Source organism: Skermanella rosea, assembly GCF_016806835.2.
Lineage (GTDB): Bacteria > Pseudomonadota > Alphaproteobacteria > Azospirillales > Azospirillaceae > Skermanella > Skermanella rosea.
The window spans coordinates 2,541,432-2,555,859 of the sequence record NZ_CP086111.1 but is presented as its reverse complement, the minus strand read 5'-3'; the positions used below and the strand labels follow the sequence as shown (position 1 = coordinate 2,555,859).

Genomic DNA, 14,428 nt, shown 5'->3' with positions numbered 1-14,428 from the left:
TGCCGTCAGTTGGACGGCATCAGCCGGATCCGCTCCGCGGCCGCACCCTCGACCCCTTCGCGGCTGTAGAGCAGCGGGAAATACTGCTCCTGCTGCCAGAGGGAGGCGAGGTCGCGGTAATGGGGGCTGTTCGGATCGCCGGACTGGCCCGGCGTGTTCACCGCGCGCGACGCGTCCCAATTGCCGACATCCAGCACCATCTTGAAAGAACCGCCGGCGGTGATGCGGAAATCGCTGGTCCGATAGGTCGTGGCGTTCGGCGTGAAGCCGCTGCCCCCCTTGGGGAACGGACCGACGTCCAGCAGGCGCCTCTCCTCCGCCCCGACCACCGCGGCCAGGGGGTGCTGGAAGTATCCATGGTGCAGGCTTGCCCAGCGCCAGGCCTGCATGTCCGGCCCCAGCTTGGACTTCAGCTCCGATACCGCCGGCTTCAGGGTGTCCAGCAACAGGGCGTTCCTGGCCTCGGCCGGATCGCTGCCGAGGCGCTGGTCCGGTTGTTCCAGCACCGCGATGATCGCCGCCGGCTCGCCGCTCCGGACGCCGCCCTTGTCGACCAGTTCCACGGCGTCCTTCGGCACCGTCGCCCGGACCACGGCGGGCCGCAGGTGCTTCATGAACCAGACCTCGTAGAGTGCGCCGGCGGCGCTGTCGGCGGTCAGCACGCCGTTCCAGGAGGTCAGCAGCCGGAGCGCCTCCGCCAACTCGGGATCGGAGCTTTGAAGCCCGTCGAGCAGCGCGGTGACGCGCCGGCCCTGGATGGAGGTGTTGTCGGCCTGGAGCGCCATGGAATCCTCCAGCCCGAACTTGCGGTCGGCGTCCAGGACCTCGCTGATCCGGTTGAATCGGGACGGGTCGGTCCATTCGAAGCCGATCTTCTTCTCGGCGTTGGGATAGCCCGCCGGCAGGTTGTTCTGGTTGGCGCTGCCGACCCAGTTCCGCTGCGGATTGTACTCGACCGGCAGTTCGTCCATGTCGCGGTAGCCGGCCCATTCGTAGCGGCCGTCACCCGGCACCGGCAGCAGCCCGTCCCAGTTCGGCCGCACGGGAGTCAGCCCGCCCGGCTTCCAGCCGATATTGCCGTCGATATCGGCATAGACCTGGTTCTCCGACGGGGAGCCCCAGCGGTTCATGGCGGCCAGGAACTCGTCCCAGTTCTCGGCGCGCATATAGTCGATGCTGCCGAAGTAAGGCGCCATACCCGGTTCCAGCCAAGCCGCGCGCACGGCGTAGGCCTTGTTGTTCGCCTCGTCCACATGAAGCACCGGCCCGTGCCGGGTGTAGCGGAGACCCACCTTGCGGTCGGACTGGCCCTTCACCGGGATCTCGTCGGCCACGGTCGTCATCGGCTCCCAGCGGCCCTGGTAGCTGTACTGGGACCGGTCGGCCGGGTTCAGGTCGTAGACATAGAGGTCTTCCTGGTCGATCGAGAAGATCGTCAGGCCGAAGGCGATCTTGCCGTTATGGCCGATCGAGATGCCGGGAAGCGACGGCTCGCCCGCGCCGATCACGCTGAAGCCCGGCGCGTTCAGGTGGGTGATGTAGCGCAGCGACGGCGCCCCGTGCGCCCGGTGGGGGTCGTTGGCCAGGATAGCCCTGCCGGTGGTGGTCTTTGCCGGCGCGATCGCCCAGTTGTTGCTGCCGAGCGCCGTCGGCTCGATCTCCGGCACTTGCCCGGACTCTCTGCCCGCCCGCTGGCCCCCCGCCAGCTTCTCCTTGGTGAAGGTGACGCCGCCGGTGCCGAGATCGTACGCCTGCGCGACCTGGGGCGGAATCGCGCAGGGATCGAGCCCCTCCGGCACCTTCGTCTCCCATCCCGTCGTTTCGGCATCGACCTCCAGGGTGCGGCGCATCAGGTCGGTCTTGAGGTCGGCGGCGCAGGCCACGGCCGCGCGCTCGATCTCGCTGTCGAGGTTGCGGGTCAGGCCGTGGCTCCGGATGCGCACCACGTCTTCCGGCAGCCAGTAGGACGGCTGGTATCCCAGAAGCTTGAACTCCAGGGGCAGCAGGTCGGCGTCCTGCCGGGCCAGGGTGACGAAGGCGTTCACCCCGTCTGTGTAGCGCTGGGCGATCCGCTTCGCGTCGGACCCGTACGCCAGCCACTCCCGGTACATGTCGCCGCGGTACAGGAACTGCCGGGCCATCCGGTCCTGCTCGACATAGGCCGGGCCGAAATCGCGGGCGAGTTCGCCCAGGCCGCGCTTCCGCCACAGGTCGATCTGCCAGAGCCGGTCGCGCGCCGCGTTGAAGCCTTGCACGAAGAAAACGTCGTAAGTGTTTTCCGCGTAAAGGTGAGGAACGCCCCACCGGTCGACGATGATCTCGGCCGGAGAGGTCAGGCCCGCGACCCTGTAGGTCTTTTCCGCCACCGATGCCACGCCCTGCGTCTGCGCCGCGGCGGCGGTCCCCATCAGCGCCAGGAGCGAACAGGCTGCCAGTGCCCGCTTCGTGAAACTCTCCATCGTTCCTCCCCTTTTTCCATATGACTGCTGAACTTGTGGTTGAGCGCAGTCTATTCGGCGCTTCCGACATCCGGACAGGGTTCCGGTCCGGGAAAAGCCTCATGGCAGGCATGCCCGATTTTCGACGGGGTCCGCCGGAACAGGGTGGCGCCTGATGCATTTCACAAAGTTGTCCTGCTTAAGCGGGCGGCGGAGACTTTCGCGCGCGTCGACCTAAATGACGGTACCGGCAGGCAAACGGCAGCCAGCAAACAGCAAGAGGAACGAAGCCATGGCAGAAGCAGGAATGAACCGTCGCGCTCTACTCGGCACCGCCGCGGCCGTGACGGCGGCGGCAGCGGCAGGACCGCTCGCCTCCGGCAAGGCCAGCGCCCAGGGCGCGCCGCCGCAGGCGAACGCCCAGCTTCCGGGAGCCTTCCGCTACAAGGTCGGTTCGTTCGAGGTGACGTCCCTGTTCGACGGGTATGGCACCCGGCCCATGAACGACCAGTTCGTCGTCAATGCTCCGCTCGACCAGGTCCAGGCGGCTCTGAAGGACGCCTTCCGCCCGACGGACAGCCTGCGCATCACCTACACGCCGGCGGTCGTCCATACCGGCAGCCAGGTCGTCCTGCTGGACGCCGGCTCCGGCGGCAAGCTGGGGCCGACCACCGGCATGATGAGCCGGAACATGGCGGCGGCCGGGATCGAGCCGGCCTCGATCACCACCCTGGTGATCTCGCATTTCCACGGCGACCACATCTCGGGAATCAAGGGCACCGACAACGGCCTGGCCTTTCCCAATGCCGAAATCCTCGTTCCGGAAGCGGAGTGGGCGTACTGGATGGACGAGGGCGAGATGAGCCGGGCGCCGGCGGGGCGGAAACCGGCGTTCGAACTGGTCCGATCCACCTTCGGCGATCTCGGCGACCGGGTCCGGCGCTACAAGTCCGACGAGGAGATCATTCCGGGCTTCACCGCGGTCCAGGCCCATGGCCATACACCCGGCCACACCGCGCTCCAGATCTCGTCCGGCAACGATACGGTCATGGCGCTGGCCGATACGACCAACGTGCCGTTCCTGTTCGTCCGGAACCCCGACTGGTCGGCGGTGTTCGACATGGATGCCGACATGGCCCGGGCGACCCGCCGAAGGTTGCTGGACCGAATCGCGGCTGACCGGGCCCTGGCGTTCGGATACCATTGGGGCCTGCCCAACGCCGGCCATGTCCGGCGCGAGGGTTCCGGATACGAGTTCGTTCCGCTGAATTACGTCCAGACCCTCTGACCGGCCGCAAGGCCCGGGACGGGGCAAGGGAGGACTTCATGAAGCTCGACGGATCATGCCGCTGCGGCGCGGTCAGGTTCTCCCTGAACTCGCCGACGCCCGTCCCGTTCATGCATTGCTACTGCTCGATCTGCCGGAAGAGCGCCGGCGGCGGCGGTTTCGCCATCAATCTCGGCGGCGACGCCGACACCCTGCAGGTCTTGCAGGGCAAGGAGGCGGTCGCGACCTGGCGGGCTCCGATGGAGGATCAGGACCATCCCGGCAAGACCCACCTCGGCCCCTCGCACCGGCACTTCTGCAGCCGGTGCGGGACCGCCCTGTGGGCGGAGGACCCCGCCTGGCCGGAACTGGTCCATCCCTTCGCGTCGGCGATCGACACGCCGCTGCCGGTGCCTCCGGAACGGGTCCACATCATGCTGGATTTCAAGGCGCCGTGGGTGACGGTGCCGACGGGACCGGGCGAGGTCCATTTCGCCCGGTATCCCGACTATTCGCTGGAGGACTGGCACCGGCGCCACGGCCTGCTCGACCGGTGAAGCGGCCGGAGCCCCGCGTCAGCCCTGGCTCCAGGGCAGGCCGGACCGCTTCCAGCCGGCGACGGTGCCCCGGTGGCCCTGCTCGTCCTTCGGACCTTCGAAGCCGTCGGCGATGTTGAAGACCTGGCTGTATCCGTTCTCGGCGGCCAGCTTCGCGGCGGCCGTGCTTCGAACGCCGGAACGGCAGAGGAAATAGACCTTGTCTTCCGGCTCCACCCCCTCCATCCGCAACTTGTGGAGGAAGTCGGAATCGACTTCCATGCCGGGGTAGACCTGCCACTGGATCCGGACCGGTGCCTTGCCGATGGAGGACATGTCCGGCTGCCCCACGAACGACCATTCGGGCGCCGTCCGGACATCCACCAGCTTGGCCGAGGGATCGGTCCTCAGCACCTCCCATACGTCCTTCGGCTGCACGTTCGGAATGTCTTCGCTCATTGTTCCAGGCTCCCCTCGAGGATCGTGACCGGCCGGCGCGCCGGCCAGCCACTCTCGGGACGGTTCGGCTGACGGTCAAGCGCGCATCATGGCACGGCCGGACCGCAGCGACGTCTCCAGGCGGCGCGCCTCGCGCTCGGCCTGGGCGGGGCTCTTGAAGATGCGGCCTTCCAGTGCCCGTGCCGCGGCATCGGAGGCGAAGAATCGATAACCGCCGTCCTGCAGGACAACGACTCCGACGGCGGTTCCAGCCGTCTCGATGATGAAGGCGGGTGCTGTAGACATACTCAACTCCGAGAAGCCGCGTCGGGCGCGGCAGCGGTCTAACAATGGGATCGGGTTTACGTTCCGTTCCGAAATTTTCGAAAGGCATAGGCGTGCGAAAATGGTCAGGACGCCTGCCGGGGATCCTTGCCGTTCCCCGACCGGGGCGGCTACAAGATCGGGACCATGACGCTCTCCACCGCCCCGTCCCCGCCCGGCATCCAGTTTCCCGCAGCACTGACCGAAGGGCGGCTCATCCAGCGGTACAAGCGCTTCCTGGCCGACGTGGCACTGCCGGACGGCGCCGTCGTCACGGCCCATGTGCCGAATTCCGGTGCGATGCTCGGCCTGAACGCTCCCGGGTCCCGGGTCTGGCTGTCACGGTCCGACAACCCGGCGCGGAAGCTGGCCTACACCCTCGAGCTGGTCGAGGCCGACGGCCACCCGGTCGGGGTCAACACGGGCCATCCCAACGCGATCGCCGCTGCCGCGATCCGCGCCGGCGCGATCCCCGAGCTTGCCGGCTACGCGACGGTCCGGCGAGAGGTCAAGTACGGCCGCAACTCCCGGATCGACCTGCTGCTGGAGGCGGACGGGCGTCCGATCACCTATGTCGAGGTCAAGAACGTCCATCTGCGGCGCCCGGACCGTCACGGCGGGACCGCCGCCGAATTCCCGGACTGCGTCACCGCGCGGGGCGCCAAGCACCTCGTCGAGCTTGCGGACATGGTCGCCTTGGGATGCAGGGCGGTCATGCTGTATCTTGTGCAACGCACGGATTGCGACCACTTCCGAGTCGCACGGGACATCGACCCGGCCTACCATCGGGGTCTGATCGGTGCGCGTGCTGCCGGCGTCGAGACGTTGTGCTATTCCTGCACGGTCACTCCAGAGGCGATTTTGCTGGGGCGATCTCTCCCGGTGCATCTTGAACTTGCTTGAAACCCTACGGAACCAGAATGACCAGAGCTGAAGCGGCCCAGACCGACGACCTTGATTCCAACCGGATCCGCCTGCATGGACCCGAGGATTTCGCGGGCATGCGCAAGGCCGGTCAGCTGGCCGCGGCGACGCTGGACTTCATCACGCCCCATGTCGTGCCCGGCGTCACCACGGGCGAGATCGACGCCCTGTGCGAGACCTTCATCCGCGACCACGGCGCGGTGCCGGCCCCGCTGGGCTACCGCGGGTATCCCAAGGCCACCTGCATCTCGATCAACCACGTGGTCTGCCACGGGATTCCCGGCGACAAGCGGTTGCGCGACGGCGATATCCTGAACATCGACATCACCGTCATCCTGGACGGCTGGTTCGGCGATACCAGCCGGATGTTCCTGGCCGGCGACGCCGTCAGCATCAAGGCCCGCAAGCTGGTCGACGTCACCTATGATTCGCTGATGCTCGGCATCGCGGCGGTCAAGCCGGGCGCCACCCTCGGCGACATCGGCCACGCGATCCAGAAGTTCGCGGAATCCCACCGCTTCTCGGTGGTGCGCGACTTTTGCGGCCACGGCGTCGGCCGCGTCTTCCACGACGCGCCGTCGGTGCTTCATTTCGGGCAGCCGGGCCGCGGCACCGTGCTCCGCGAGGGCATGTTCTTCACCATCGAGCCCATGATCAACGCCGGCCGGTACGACGTGAAGATCCTGTCCGACGGCTGGACCGCGGTCACCAAGGACAAGAGCCTGTCGGCCCAGTTCGAGCATTCCATCGGCGTCACCAAGGACGGATGCGAGATCTTCACGCTCTCGCCCGCCGGGTACACCAAGCCGCCCTACATCGCCGGCTGACAACCGGCACGCGACACGCCTATAGTTCGGCATGCCACCGCATGCAGAACTGTCGCGAGGATCGCGTGAACGATACGGAACCGGCCAGAATGGAAGACGCTGCGGAGGCCGGGACACTGGAGGACGCGGGGCCGGGCCATCTCGGCCACCGCGACCGCCTGCGCACCCGGTTCCTGACCGCGGGTGCCGACGCGCTCCAGGACTACGAGCTGTTGGAATTGCTGCTGTTCGCGGCGTTGCCCCGCCGGGACGTCAAGCCGCTCGCCAAGAGCCTTCTCCGCGCCTTCGGCGGCCTCTGGGGCGTCCTTACCGCCCCGCCCGAGTCCCTGCGCCGCCAGTTTCCCAAGCTGAGCGACAACACCATCGCCGCCCTGACGGTGGTCGGCGCGGCCGCGCTCCGCATGACCCGGCAGCAGATCATGGACCGGCCGGTCCTCAGCACATGGCAGCGGCTGCTCGATTATTGCCAGGGGAGCATGGCGCACCTGCCGACGGAGCAGTTCCGCCTGCTGTTCCTGGACCGCAAGAACGTGCTGATCGCCGACGAGGTCCAGCAGCGCGGCACCGTGGACCACACGCCGGTCTATCCGCGCGAGGTGGTGAAGCGGGCGCTGGAGCTGGGCGCTTCGGCCATCATCCTGGTCCACAACCATCCCAGCGGCGACCCGACGCCGAGCCGGGCCGACATCGAGATGACGAAGGAGATCGCCCGGGCCGCCGCCGCGCTCGGCATGCAGATCCACGACCATCTCGTGATCGGCAAGGGCAAGCACAGCAGCTTCAAGGCGATGGGCCTGCTCTGAGACGTCAGGAGGCGTATTCCGGCTCCTCTCGGTCCAGGATCCGGAGCAGCGCCGCGAAATGCCGGTCGGAATTGTCCTCGCCGGCGATCTGGAGCGCCACCTTGCGCGCCAGGTCGTCGGGCACCCGCTTCAGCGGCCGGCCGGTCGACATCGCGAGTATCTGGTTCTGGCAGGCCCGCTCCAGGTAGTACATGGTGTCGAACGCGAAGGCGACGCTGTGGCCGATCACCGTCACCCCGTGGTTCGCCATGAACATGACCTGGCGGTTGCCCAGCGCACCGCAGATCCGGTCGCCTTCCTCCTCGTCCAAGGCCAGCCCGTTGTAGTCGTCGTCGTAGGCGATCCGGTCGTAGAAGCGCAGGGCGTTCTGGTTGACCGGCTCCAGCCGTCCCCCTTCCAGCGTGGTGAGCGCGGTGGCATGGGGCATGTGGGTATGCAGGATGCAGCGGGCCTGGGGAACGCCGCGGTGCAGCCTGGAATGGATGAAGAAGGCCGTGGGTTCGGGCGGCTCGCCGCCGCCCGCGACGGAACCGTCCGGTTCGATCAGCAGCAGGTCGGACGCCCGGATCTCCGAGAAATGCATGCCGTGCGGGTTCACCAGGAAACGGTCGCCGGAATCGCTGACGGCGACGCTGAAATGGTTGCACACTCCCTCGTGGAAGCCGAGCCTCGCCGCCCAGCGGAAGGCCGCGGCCAGTTCCACGCGCAGGCGCCGGATTTCATCGCTTTCCATGCTTGTCCCTCCCCTCGCCATTGTACTGCCGCCCCCTCCGGGGTGCGGTCAATTCTCCCAGGCAGCAGTAATTGAGAAACCTCGCAACGACCAACTCTGCTATAAGGCGTAGCCATATACCTTTCGGATTATCCACAAGGCCCCTGCATGAGCGAATTGGATTTCCGCGATGCCCGCGTGCTGATCATAGACGATCAGGAAATGAATATCGCGATGTTGTCGGGTATGCTGAAGAAGCATGGATTCCGTCAGCGTTTCTCGGCGAACGACCCTTTCGTCGGCATCGAGATGTTCCAGCGGATCGCCCCCCACCTCGTGCTGCTCGACATCGAGATGCCCGGCCTCGACGGCTATGGGGTGCTGGCCCGGATCCGGGCGATCAGCCCCGACGTGATGATCCCCGTGATCGTGCTGACGGCCCACACGGAACAGGCCGTGCGGCTGAAGGCGATCGACGCCGGGGCGAGCGACTTCCTGACCAAGCCGTTCGACGGGATGGAGGTCATCGGCCGGGCTCGGAACATGTCGATCCTGGGCATGATGTCCCGCCGCATAGCCGACGAGAACCGCCGGCTGGACGAGGCGGTCCGCGCCCGGACGGCCAAGCTGGAACAGATGGTGGAGATCCTGCGCACCGCGGAATCGGCCCTGTCCGCCAAGGTCAGCGCCGCCGACGAGTCGACGGCCCTGATGCGCAACCTGGCTTCCCGGGGCGCACGGAGCTTCGCCGCCCTGGCCGACACCATCATGGAGACCAGCCTGGCGAACGCTGGCGAGACTCCGGAGTGGCTCGCGGTCAGCGGGATCGCCGAGCGGATCAAGCTGACCGCGGAGGAGATAGAGCTGGTCGCCGATGCCGCGCGCCGCGACCTGACGGTGTCGCGCCAGCGCGTCGATTTCAAGGCGGCGGTCAACGCGGCGGTGGCCGCGGTCGCCGGGACGGCGGAAGCCCGGAAGATTTCCCTGTCGGTGAACCTGGAGGCGGCTCCCGCCGCGGTCATCACCGACAAGAGCTGGTTCGGTGTGGCGGTCCAGCGGGTGCTGGCCGAAGCGATCGACTGCACGCCTCCGTCGGGCGCCGTCAGGGTCGCCTGGGAAGATTCGGGCGCCGGCAGCGGCTGGCTGGCGGTCACCGACGGCGGCTCTCCGGTCGTCCTGGCGCAGCCGCGCGAGCTTGCGATGCCTTTCGACGTCCGCCGGGTCCAGCCGGCGGCGCGGGACGCACGCACCGGCCTCGGCCTCGCGATAGCCGCAGCCCTGAGCCAGATGATGGGGTCCGACCTGGAGATCGCCGGGACGGGCGAAGGTGCGGTCTATCGCATCAGGTTGGCGACGGAGTGATGCCCGCCCCGGTACAGCTCGCCGCTTATAGTTTATCCTTGAGGTTTCCGACGCCCTTCTGGACCTTGCCTTCGGCCTTGTCGAGGTTTCCCTCATCCTTCAAGGCCTGGTTGCCCGTCAAATCGCCGATCTCCTTCTTGATGTCGCCTTTGATGTCCTTTGCCGCGCCGGCGATCTGGTCCCTATTCATCGTTCATTCCTTCGTTCATTCCTTCGTTTCGTCGAATGAAGGCGAAACCCGCGATGGGCCTTTTAGTTGCCGGTCCGGGAGAATCGATTTGGACTCCGCCCTATGGCGGATTCCGGCCGCGCCCGCTATGGTCGCCCCGTCACCCGCTGCCCTGCCGCTGCCTGAGAGATGAACGATGATTCCGCGCTACAGCCGCCCGGAAATGGCCCGTATCTGGGAGCCAGAGAACAAGTTCCGCATCTGGTTCGAGATCGAGGCGCATGCCTGTGACGCCCAGGCCGAGCTGGGCGTGATCCCCCGTTCCGCCGCCGAGGCCGTGTGGCAGAAGGGCAAGTTCGACATCGCCCGGATCGACGAGATCGAGCGCGAGACCAAGCACGACGTCATCGCGTTCCTGACCAACCTTGCGGAATATGTCGGTCCGGACGCACGCTTCGTGCACCAGGGCATGACCTCGTCCGACGTGCTGGACACCACCCTGGCGGTCCAGCTGACCCAGGCCTCCGACCTGCTGCTGGCCGACCTGGATGCGCTGCTGGCTGCCCTGAAGCGCCGCGCGATCGAGCACAAGGATACGCCGACCATCGGTCGCAGCCACGGCATCCATGCCGAGCCGACGACCTTCGGGCTGAAGCTGGCGGGGCACTACGCCGCGTTCGCGCGCAACCGGGAACGGCTGGTCGCCGCCCGCGCGGAGATCGCCACCTGCGCCATCTCCGGCGCGGTCGGCACCTTCGCGAACATCGATCCCTATGTCGAGCAGTATGTCGCGGGCAAGCTCGGGCTGACGGTCGAGCCGGTCTCCACCCAGGTGATCCCGCGCGACCGCCACGCCATGTTCTTCGCGACGCTGGGGGTGATCGCCTCCTCGATCGAGAACCTGGCGACCGAGGTCCGCCATCTCCAGCGCACCGAGGTGCGCGAGGCGGAGGAGTATTTCTCGCCGGGGCAGAAGGGCTCGTCGGCGATGCCGCACAAGCGCAACCCCGTCCTGTCGGAGAACCTGACCGGACTGGCGCGCCTCGTCCGCGCCGCCGTCACGCCGGCGCTGGAGAACGTGGCGCTCTGGCACGAGCGCGATATCTCCCATTCCTCGGTGGAGCGGGTGATGGGGCCCGATGCCACCATCGCGCTGGACTTCGCGCTGGGGCGCACGATCGGCATGATGGAGAAGCTGGTCGTCTATCCGGAGCGGATGCGCCGGAACCTCGACGACCTCGGCGGCCTCGTCTTCTCGCAGCGCGTGCTGCTGGCCCTGACCCAGGCCGGCATGAGCCGCGAGGAAGCCTATGTCGCCGTCCAGCGCAACGCCATGAAGGTGTGGGAGAGCGGCGGAAGCTTCCTGCAGAACCTGCAGAACGACGCCGAGGTCACGAAGCACATCGACGCCGACGCGCTGGCCGTGCTGTTCAACATGGCCTATCACACGAAGCACGTGGACACGATCTTCAAGCGGGTCTTCGGCGAGTAGCGGGCGCCGTCCGCCGCCGGCCGGATGGATGGCGGCGGACGAGTCCCGCTGGGGCCGGGCCTTGCCGGAGGACTTACTGGGTGGTGATCTGCTGCCGCGCGACCTGGAGCAGCTGTTCGGCTTCCTTTTCGACCCGATGACGGCTGATGTCGATGCCGTGCTGTTCCAGGTCGGTGCAGACCCGCCGGACGATGTCGGCGGGGCCGGCCTCCTCGAAATCGGCATCGACGATGGCCCGGGCATAGGCGTCGGCCTCGGGCTTCTCGAACTTCATCTGCTCGGCCGCCCACAGGCCCAGCAGCTTCGCCCGGCGAACCTGGATCTTGAACAGCAATTCCTCGTCGTGCTTGAACTTGTTCTCGAATGCTCTTTCGCGCTCTTCAAACGTGGTCATTCGACCTTCTCCCCAGTTGACTGGCACCAAGTGACTGGCGACGGATGGATCGCTGCCCTGCCGGTGGCGGTTCTATCTCCTACATAATGGCAAAGCGGACGGACGACCATGTGCTCTATCGTCATTCTACGCCAGCCGGGCGCGACATACCCGCTGATCATCGGCGGCAACCGCGACGAAATGGCAGGGCGCCCCTGGAAGCCGCCGGCCCGCCACTGGCCGGAGCGGCCCGACGTGCTGGGCGGTATCGACGAACTGGCCGGGGGAAGCTGGCTGGCGCTGAACGACACCGGCGTGGTCGCCGTTGTGCTGAACCGCATGGGAACCCTGGGACCCGAACCGGGCAAGCGCAGCCGCGGCGAGTTGGTGCTGGACGCCCTGGACCACGCCGACGCGGCGGACGCCGCCGGAGCGCTCGTTCATCTCGACCCGGCGGCCTACCGGCCGTTCAACCTGGTCGTCGCCGACAACCGGGACGCCTTCTGGCTCACCCGCCGCGCGGAAGGTACCCGCGTCGAGATCGAGCGGATCCCCGAGGGCGTGTCCATGGTCACCGCCAACGACCTGAACGACGACTCGAGCAACCGGATCCGCTTCTACCGCCCCCTGTTCGCCCATGCGGCGGCCCCCGATCCGGCCGCGGGCGACTGGAAGGCCTGGGAGGAGCTGCTGGGCAGCCGGATCTGGGACGGCGACGCCGGGCCGCGGGGCGCCATGTGCGTCGTGACGCCGACCGGCTTCGGGACCACCAGCAGCGCGCTGCTGGCGCTGCCGTCGGCCGAGCATCCGGAAACCAAGCCGGTCTTCCGGTTCTGTCCGGGACGCCCCGACGAGACCCCGTGGACCGAGGTCGATCTCTCGTGACGGGCCTTTCCGGCCGGCCGAGGGCGCGGGGCGCACGCGGAGGCTCCGCATCCCGCTTCCATTGTGCTAAACGTAGTTGCTTGCTATATCAGCAACCATATTACCTGGACCGGTCCGTATAATCCGGTCCTGCCACTTCCGGAAGCCCATCATGACGCGACGCAGGCGGATCTACGAGGGCAAGGCCAAGGTTCTGTTCGAGGGACCGGAGCCTGGCACTCTGGTTCAGTATTTCAAGGACGACGCGACCGCCTTCAACAACCAGAAGCGAGGCATCATCACGGGCAAGGGGGTCCTGAACAACCGGATCTCGGAATACCTGATGACCAAGCTGGGGGAGATCGGCGTCCCCACGCATTTCGTGCGGCGCCTCAACATGCGCGAGCAGCTGGTCCGCGAGGTCGAGATCATTCCGATAGAGCTGGTGGTCCGGAACGTCGCCGCGGGCTCCCTGTCGAAGCGATTCGGGATTCCGGAAGGCACCCAGCTCCCGCGCTCGATCATGGAATATTATTACAAGTCCGACGAGCTGAACGACCCCATGGTGTCGGAGGAGCATATCACCGCGTTCGGCTGGGCCACGCCCCAGGACCTGGACGACATGATGGCCCTGTCGCTTCGGATCAACGACTATCTCTCCGGCCTGTTCCTGGGCATCGGCCTGAGGCTCGTCGACTTCAAGGTCGAGTTCGGGCGCCTGTGGGAAAACGACGAGATGCGGATCGTGCTGGCAGACGAGATCAGCCCCGACAATTGCCGGCTGTGGGACGTCAAGACCAACATGAAGCTGGACAAGGACCGGTTCCGAGAAGACCTCGGCCGGGTCGAGGAGGCGTACCAGGAAGTGGCCCGCCGGCTGGGTATCCTGCCGGAGGGCGGTCCCGGCGATTTCAACACACCGAAGCTGATGCAGTAGCAGCTCACGCGTTCTCGAAGGCAGATCGATCATGAAGGCAAATGTTCACGTCACCCTGAAGCGTGGCGTTCTCGACCCCCAGGGCAAGGCGATCGGCCACGCGCTGCACTCGCTGGGCTTCGACGGTGTGGACGAAGTCCGGCAGGGCAAGTTCATCGAACTGGATCTGGCCGAAACCGACCCGGAGGCCGCCCGCAAGGCGGTGGAGGCGATGTGCCAGAAGCTCCTGGCGAACACGGTGATCGAGGACTACCGCATAGACCTCGTCGGGTGAGTCCCCACGACCGGGCGGTTGATTCCCTGCTCTCCCGGGACCCGTTGTTCCGGCGGTGCCTTGAGGCCAGGGGACCGCTGCCCGAACCCGTCCCCCGGACTCCCTCCGGCTTCCCCGGACTGCTGCGCATCATCCTGGAGCAACAGGTCTCGACCCTGGCGGCCGAGGCCATGTGGCGAAAGCTGTGCGCGGCAGCCGGTACGCTTCCGACGCCCGAAGCGGTGCTGGCGCTGCCCGACGACACGCTGAAGGCCTGCGGCTTCAGCCGTCAGAAGATCGACTATGCCCGCGGCTTGGCCGGCGAGGTGGCGTCCGGCCGGCTGGACATGGATCTTATAGACCGCCTGCCGGACGACGAGGCGCTGGAAGCGCTGGTCCGGGTGAAGGGCATCGGCCGCTGGAGCGCCGAGATCTATCTGCTGCTCGTGCTGTGCCGGCCCGACGTCTGGCCGGTGGACGACCTTGCGGTCGCCCTCGGGCTGCAGTGGCTGCTCGACCGCGAGGTTCGACCCCCGCGCGACGAACTCCTGGCGCTGGGCGATCCCTGGCGCCCCTACCGAAGCACCGCCGCCCGCCTCGTCTGGCATTACTATCTCTCGGTCGCGCCGGAGCGGCGACGGCGTGCGCGCGGCTCGCCGGCACTGGCGGCGGAGGGCATTTCGCCTAAATAACGTCGGGCAAGGCCGCA

Annotated in this window: 17 protein-coding genes; 11 read left to right on the top strand and 6 right to left on the bottom strand. The window is 67.0% G+C overall.

Annotated elements, in window-relative coordinates; translation table 11 throughout:
- Positions 1-5: 5 nt before the first annotated feature.
- Complete coding sequence (locus JL101_RS11710; protein WP_228435414.1) at positions 6-2,459, bottom strand: penicillin acylase family protein; 2,454 nt, start codon at positions 2,457-2,459, stop codon at positions 6-8.
- 271 nt (positions 2,460-2,730) lie between these two features.
- On the opposite strand from JL101_RS11710, the gene JL101_RS11705 reads away from it, so the two are divergent.
- Both JL101_RS11705 and JL101_RS11700 read left to right on the top strand, forming a co-directional pair.
- The gene (locus tag JL101_RS11705; RefSeq protein ID WP_203095221.1) at positions 2,731-3,726 is read left to right on the top strand and encodes an MBL fold metallo-hydrolase; all 996 of its coding nucleotides are present in this window, start codon (positions 2,731-2,733) and stop codon (positions 3,724-3,726) included.
- A 38-nt stretch (positions 3,727-3,764) separates the two neighbouring features.
- A complete protein-coding gene (locus JL101_RS11700) occupies positions 3,765-4,262 on the top strand; it encodes a GFA family protein (protein ID WP_203095220.1) in 498 nt (165 codons plus the stop codon).
- Positions 4,263-4,280: 18 nt separating this feature from the next.
- On the opposite strand, the gene JL101_RS11695 is transcribed toward JL101_RS11700, so the two are convergent.
- Together JL101_RS11695 and JL101_RS11690 are read right to left on the bottom strand one after the other, a co-directional pair.
- A complete protein-coding gene (locus JL101_RS11695) occupies positions 4,281-4,700 on the bottom strand; it encodes a rhodanese-like domain-containing protein (protein WP_203095219.1) in 420 nt (139 codons plus the stop codon).
- 75 nt (positions 4,701-4,775) lie between these two features.
- Entirely contained in the window at positions 4,776-4,985 is a 210-nt protein-coding gene (locus JL101_RS11690; RefSeq protein WP_201080247.1) for a hypothetical protein, read from the bottom strand.
- Positions 4,986-5,183: 198 nt separating this feature from the next.
- Between JL101_RS11690 and sfsA the strand changes: the two genes are divergently transcribed.
- The 3 genes from sfsA to radC all read left to right on the top strand — a co-directional run bounded on the left by sfsA (position 5,184) and on the right by radC (position 7,557).
- Positions 5,184-5,906, top strand: a complete 723-nt coding sequence (gene sfsA / locus JL101_RS11685; protein ID WP_228435485.1) for a DNA/RNA nuclease SfsA — start codon at positions 5,184-5,186, stop codon at positions 5,904-5,906.
- Between the two features lie 17 nt (positions 5,907-5,923).
- The gene (gene map / locus JL101_RS11680) at positions 5,924-6,754 is read left to right on the top strand and encodes a type I methionyl aminopeptidase (protein WP_203095218.1); all 831 of its coding nucleotides are present in this window, start codon (positions 5,924-5,926) and stop codon (positions 6,752-6,754) included.
- An 89-nt stretch (positions 6,755-6,843) separates the two neighbouring features.
- Positions 6,844-7,557 carry a RadC family protein gene (gene radC, locus JL101_RS11675; RefSeq protein WP_228435413.1) on the top strand — a complete coding sequence of 238 codons (714 nt, stop codon included), beginning with the start codon at positions 6,844-6,846 and terminating at the stop codon, positions 7,555-7,557.
- Positions 7,558-7,561: 4 nt separating this feature from the next.
- Here the strand turns inward: radC and JL101_RS11670 are convergent, their stop codons facing one another.
- Positions 7,562-8,290 carry an aldolase gene (locus JL101_RS11670; RefSeq protein WP_228435412.1) on the bottom strand — a complete coding sequence of 243 codons (729 nt, stop codon included), beginning with the start codon at positions 8,288-8,290 and terminating at the stop codon, positions 7,562-7,564.
- A gap of 147 nt (positions 8,291-8,437) precedes the next feature.
- Between JL101_RS11670 and JL101_RS11665 the strand changes: the two genes are divergently transcribed.
- Positions 8,438-9,631 carry a hybrid sensor histidine kinase/response regulator gene (locus JL101_RS11665; RefSeq protein ID WP_203095215.1) on the top strand — a complete coding sequence of 398 codons (1,194 nt, stop codon included), beginning with the start codon at positions 8,438-8,440 and terminating at the stop codon, positions 9,629-9,631.
- Positions 9,632-9,656: 25 nt separating this feature from the next.
- On the opposite strand, the gene JL101_RS11660 is transcribed toward JL101_RS11665, so the two are convergent.
- Positions 9,657-9,821 carry a CsbD family protein gene (locus JL101_RS11660; RefSeq protein ID WP_203095214.1) on the bottom strand — a complete coding sequence of 55 codons (165 nt, stop codon included), beginning with the start codon at positions 9,819-9,821 and terminating at the stop codon, positions 9,657-9,659.
- Positions 9,822-9,996: 175 nt separating this feature from the next.
- Between JL101_RS11660 and purB the strand changes: the two genes are divergently transcribed.
- Positions 9,997-11,292, top strand: coding sequence for an adenylosuccinate lyase (gene purB / locus JL101_RS11655; RefSeq protein WP_203095213.1), 1,296 nt, complete (start codon positions 9,997-9,999; stop codon positions 11,290-11,292).
- Positions 11,293-11,365: 73 nt separating this feature from the next.
- Here purB and JL101_RS11650 read toward each other — a convergent pair whose 3' ends face one another.
- Positions 11,366-11,686, bottom strand: coding sequence for a DUF1476 domain-containing protein (locus tag JL101_RS11650; protein ID WP_203095212.1), 321 nt, complete (start codon positions 11,684-11,686; stop codon positions 11,366-11,368).
- Between the two features lie 108 nt (positions 11,687-11,794).
- Here JL101_RS11650 and JL101_RS11645 point away from each other — a divergent pair, with 108 nt between their 5' ends.
- The 4 genes from JL101_RS11645 (at position 11,795) to JL101_RS11630 (ending at position 14,411) form a co-directional block, all read left to right on the top strand.
- Positions 11,795-12,550: an NRDE family protein gene (locus tag JL101_RS11645; RefSeq protein WP_203095211.1), complete on the top strand. Its 756-nt coding sequence runs from the start codon at positions 11,795-11,797 to the stop codon at positions 12,548-12,550.
- A 151-nt stretch (positions 12,551-12,701) separates the two neighbouring features.
- Complete coding sequence (gene purC, locus JL101_RS11640; protein ID WP_203095210.1) at positions 12,702-13,466, top strand: phosphoribosylaminoimidazolesuccinocarboxamide synthase; 765 nt, start codon at positions 12,702-12,704, stop codon at positions 13,464-13,466.
- A gap of 31 nt (positions 13,467-13,497) precedes the next feature.
- Positions 13,498-13,740, top strand: coding sequence for a phosphoribosylformylglycinamidine synthase subunit PurS (gene purS, locus JL101_RS11635; RefSeq protein WP_203095209.1), 243 nt, complete (start codon positions 13,498-13,500; stop codon positions 13,738-13,740).
- On the top strand, positions 13,737-14,411 hold the full coding sequence (locus JL101_RS11630; protein WP_203095208.1) for a DNA-3-methyladenine glycosylase family protein: 675 nt from the start codon (positions 13,737-13,739) through the stop codon (positions 14,409-14,411). Before purS ends, JL101_RS11630 begins: the two co-directional genes overlap by 4 nt.
- Positions 14,412-14,428: the final 17 nt, after the last annotated feature.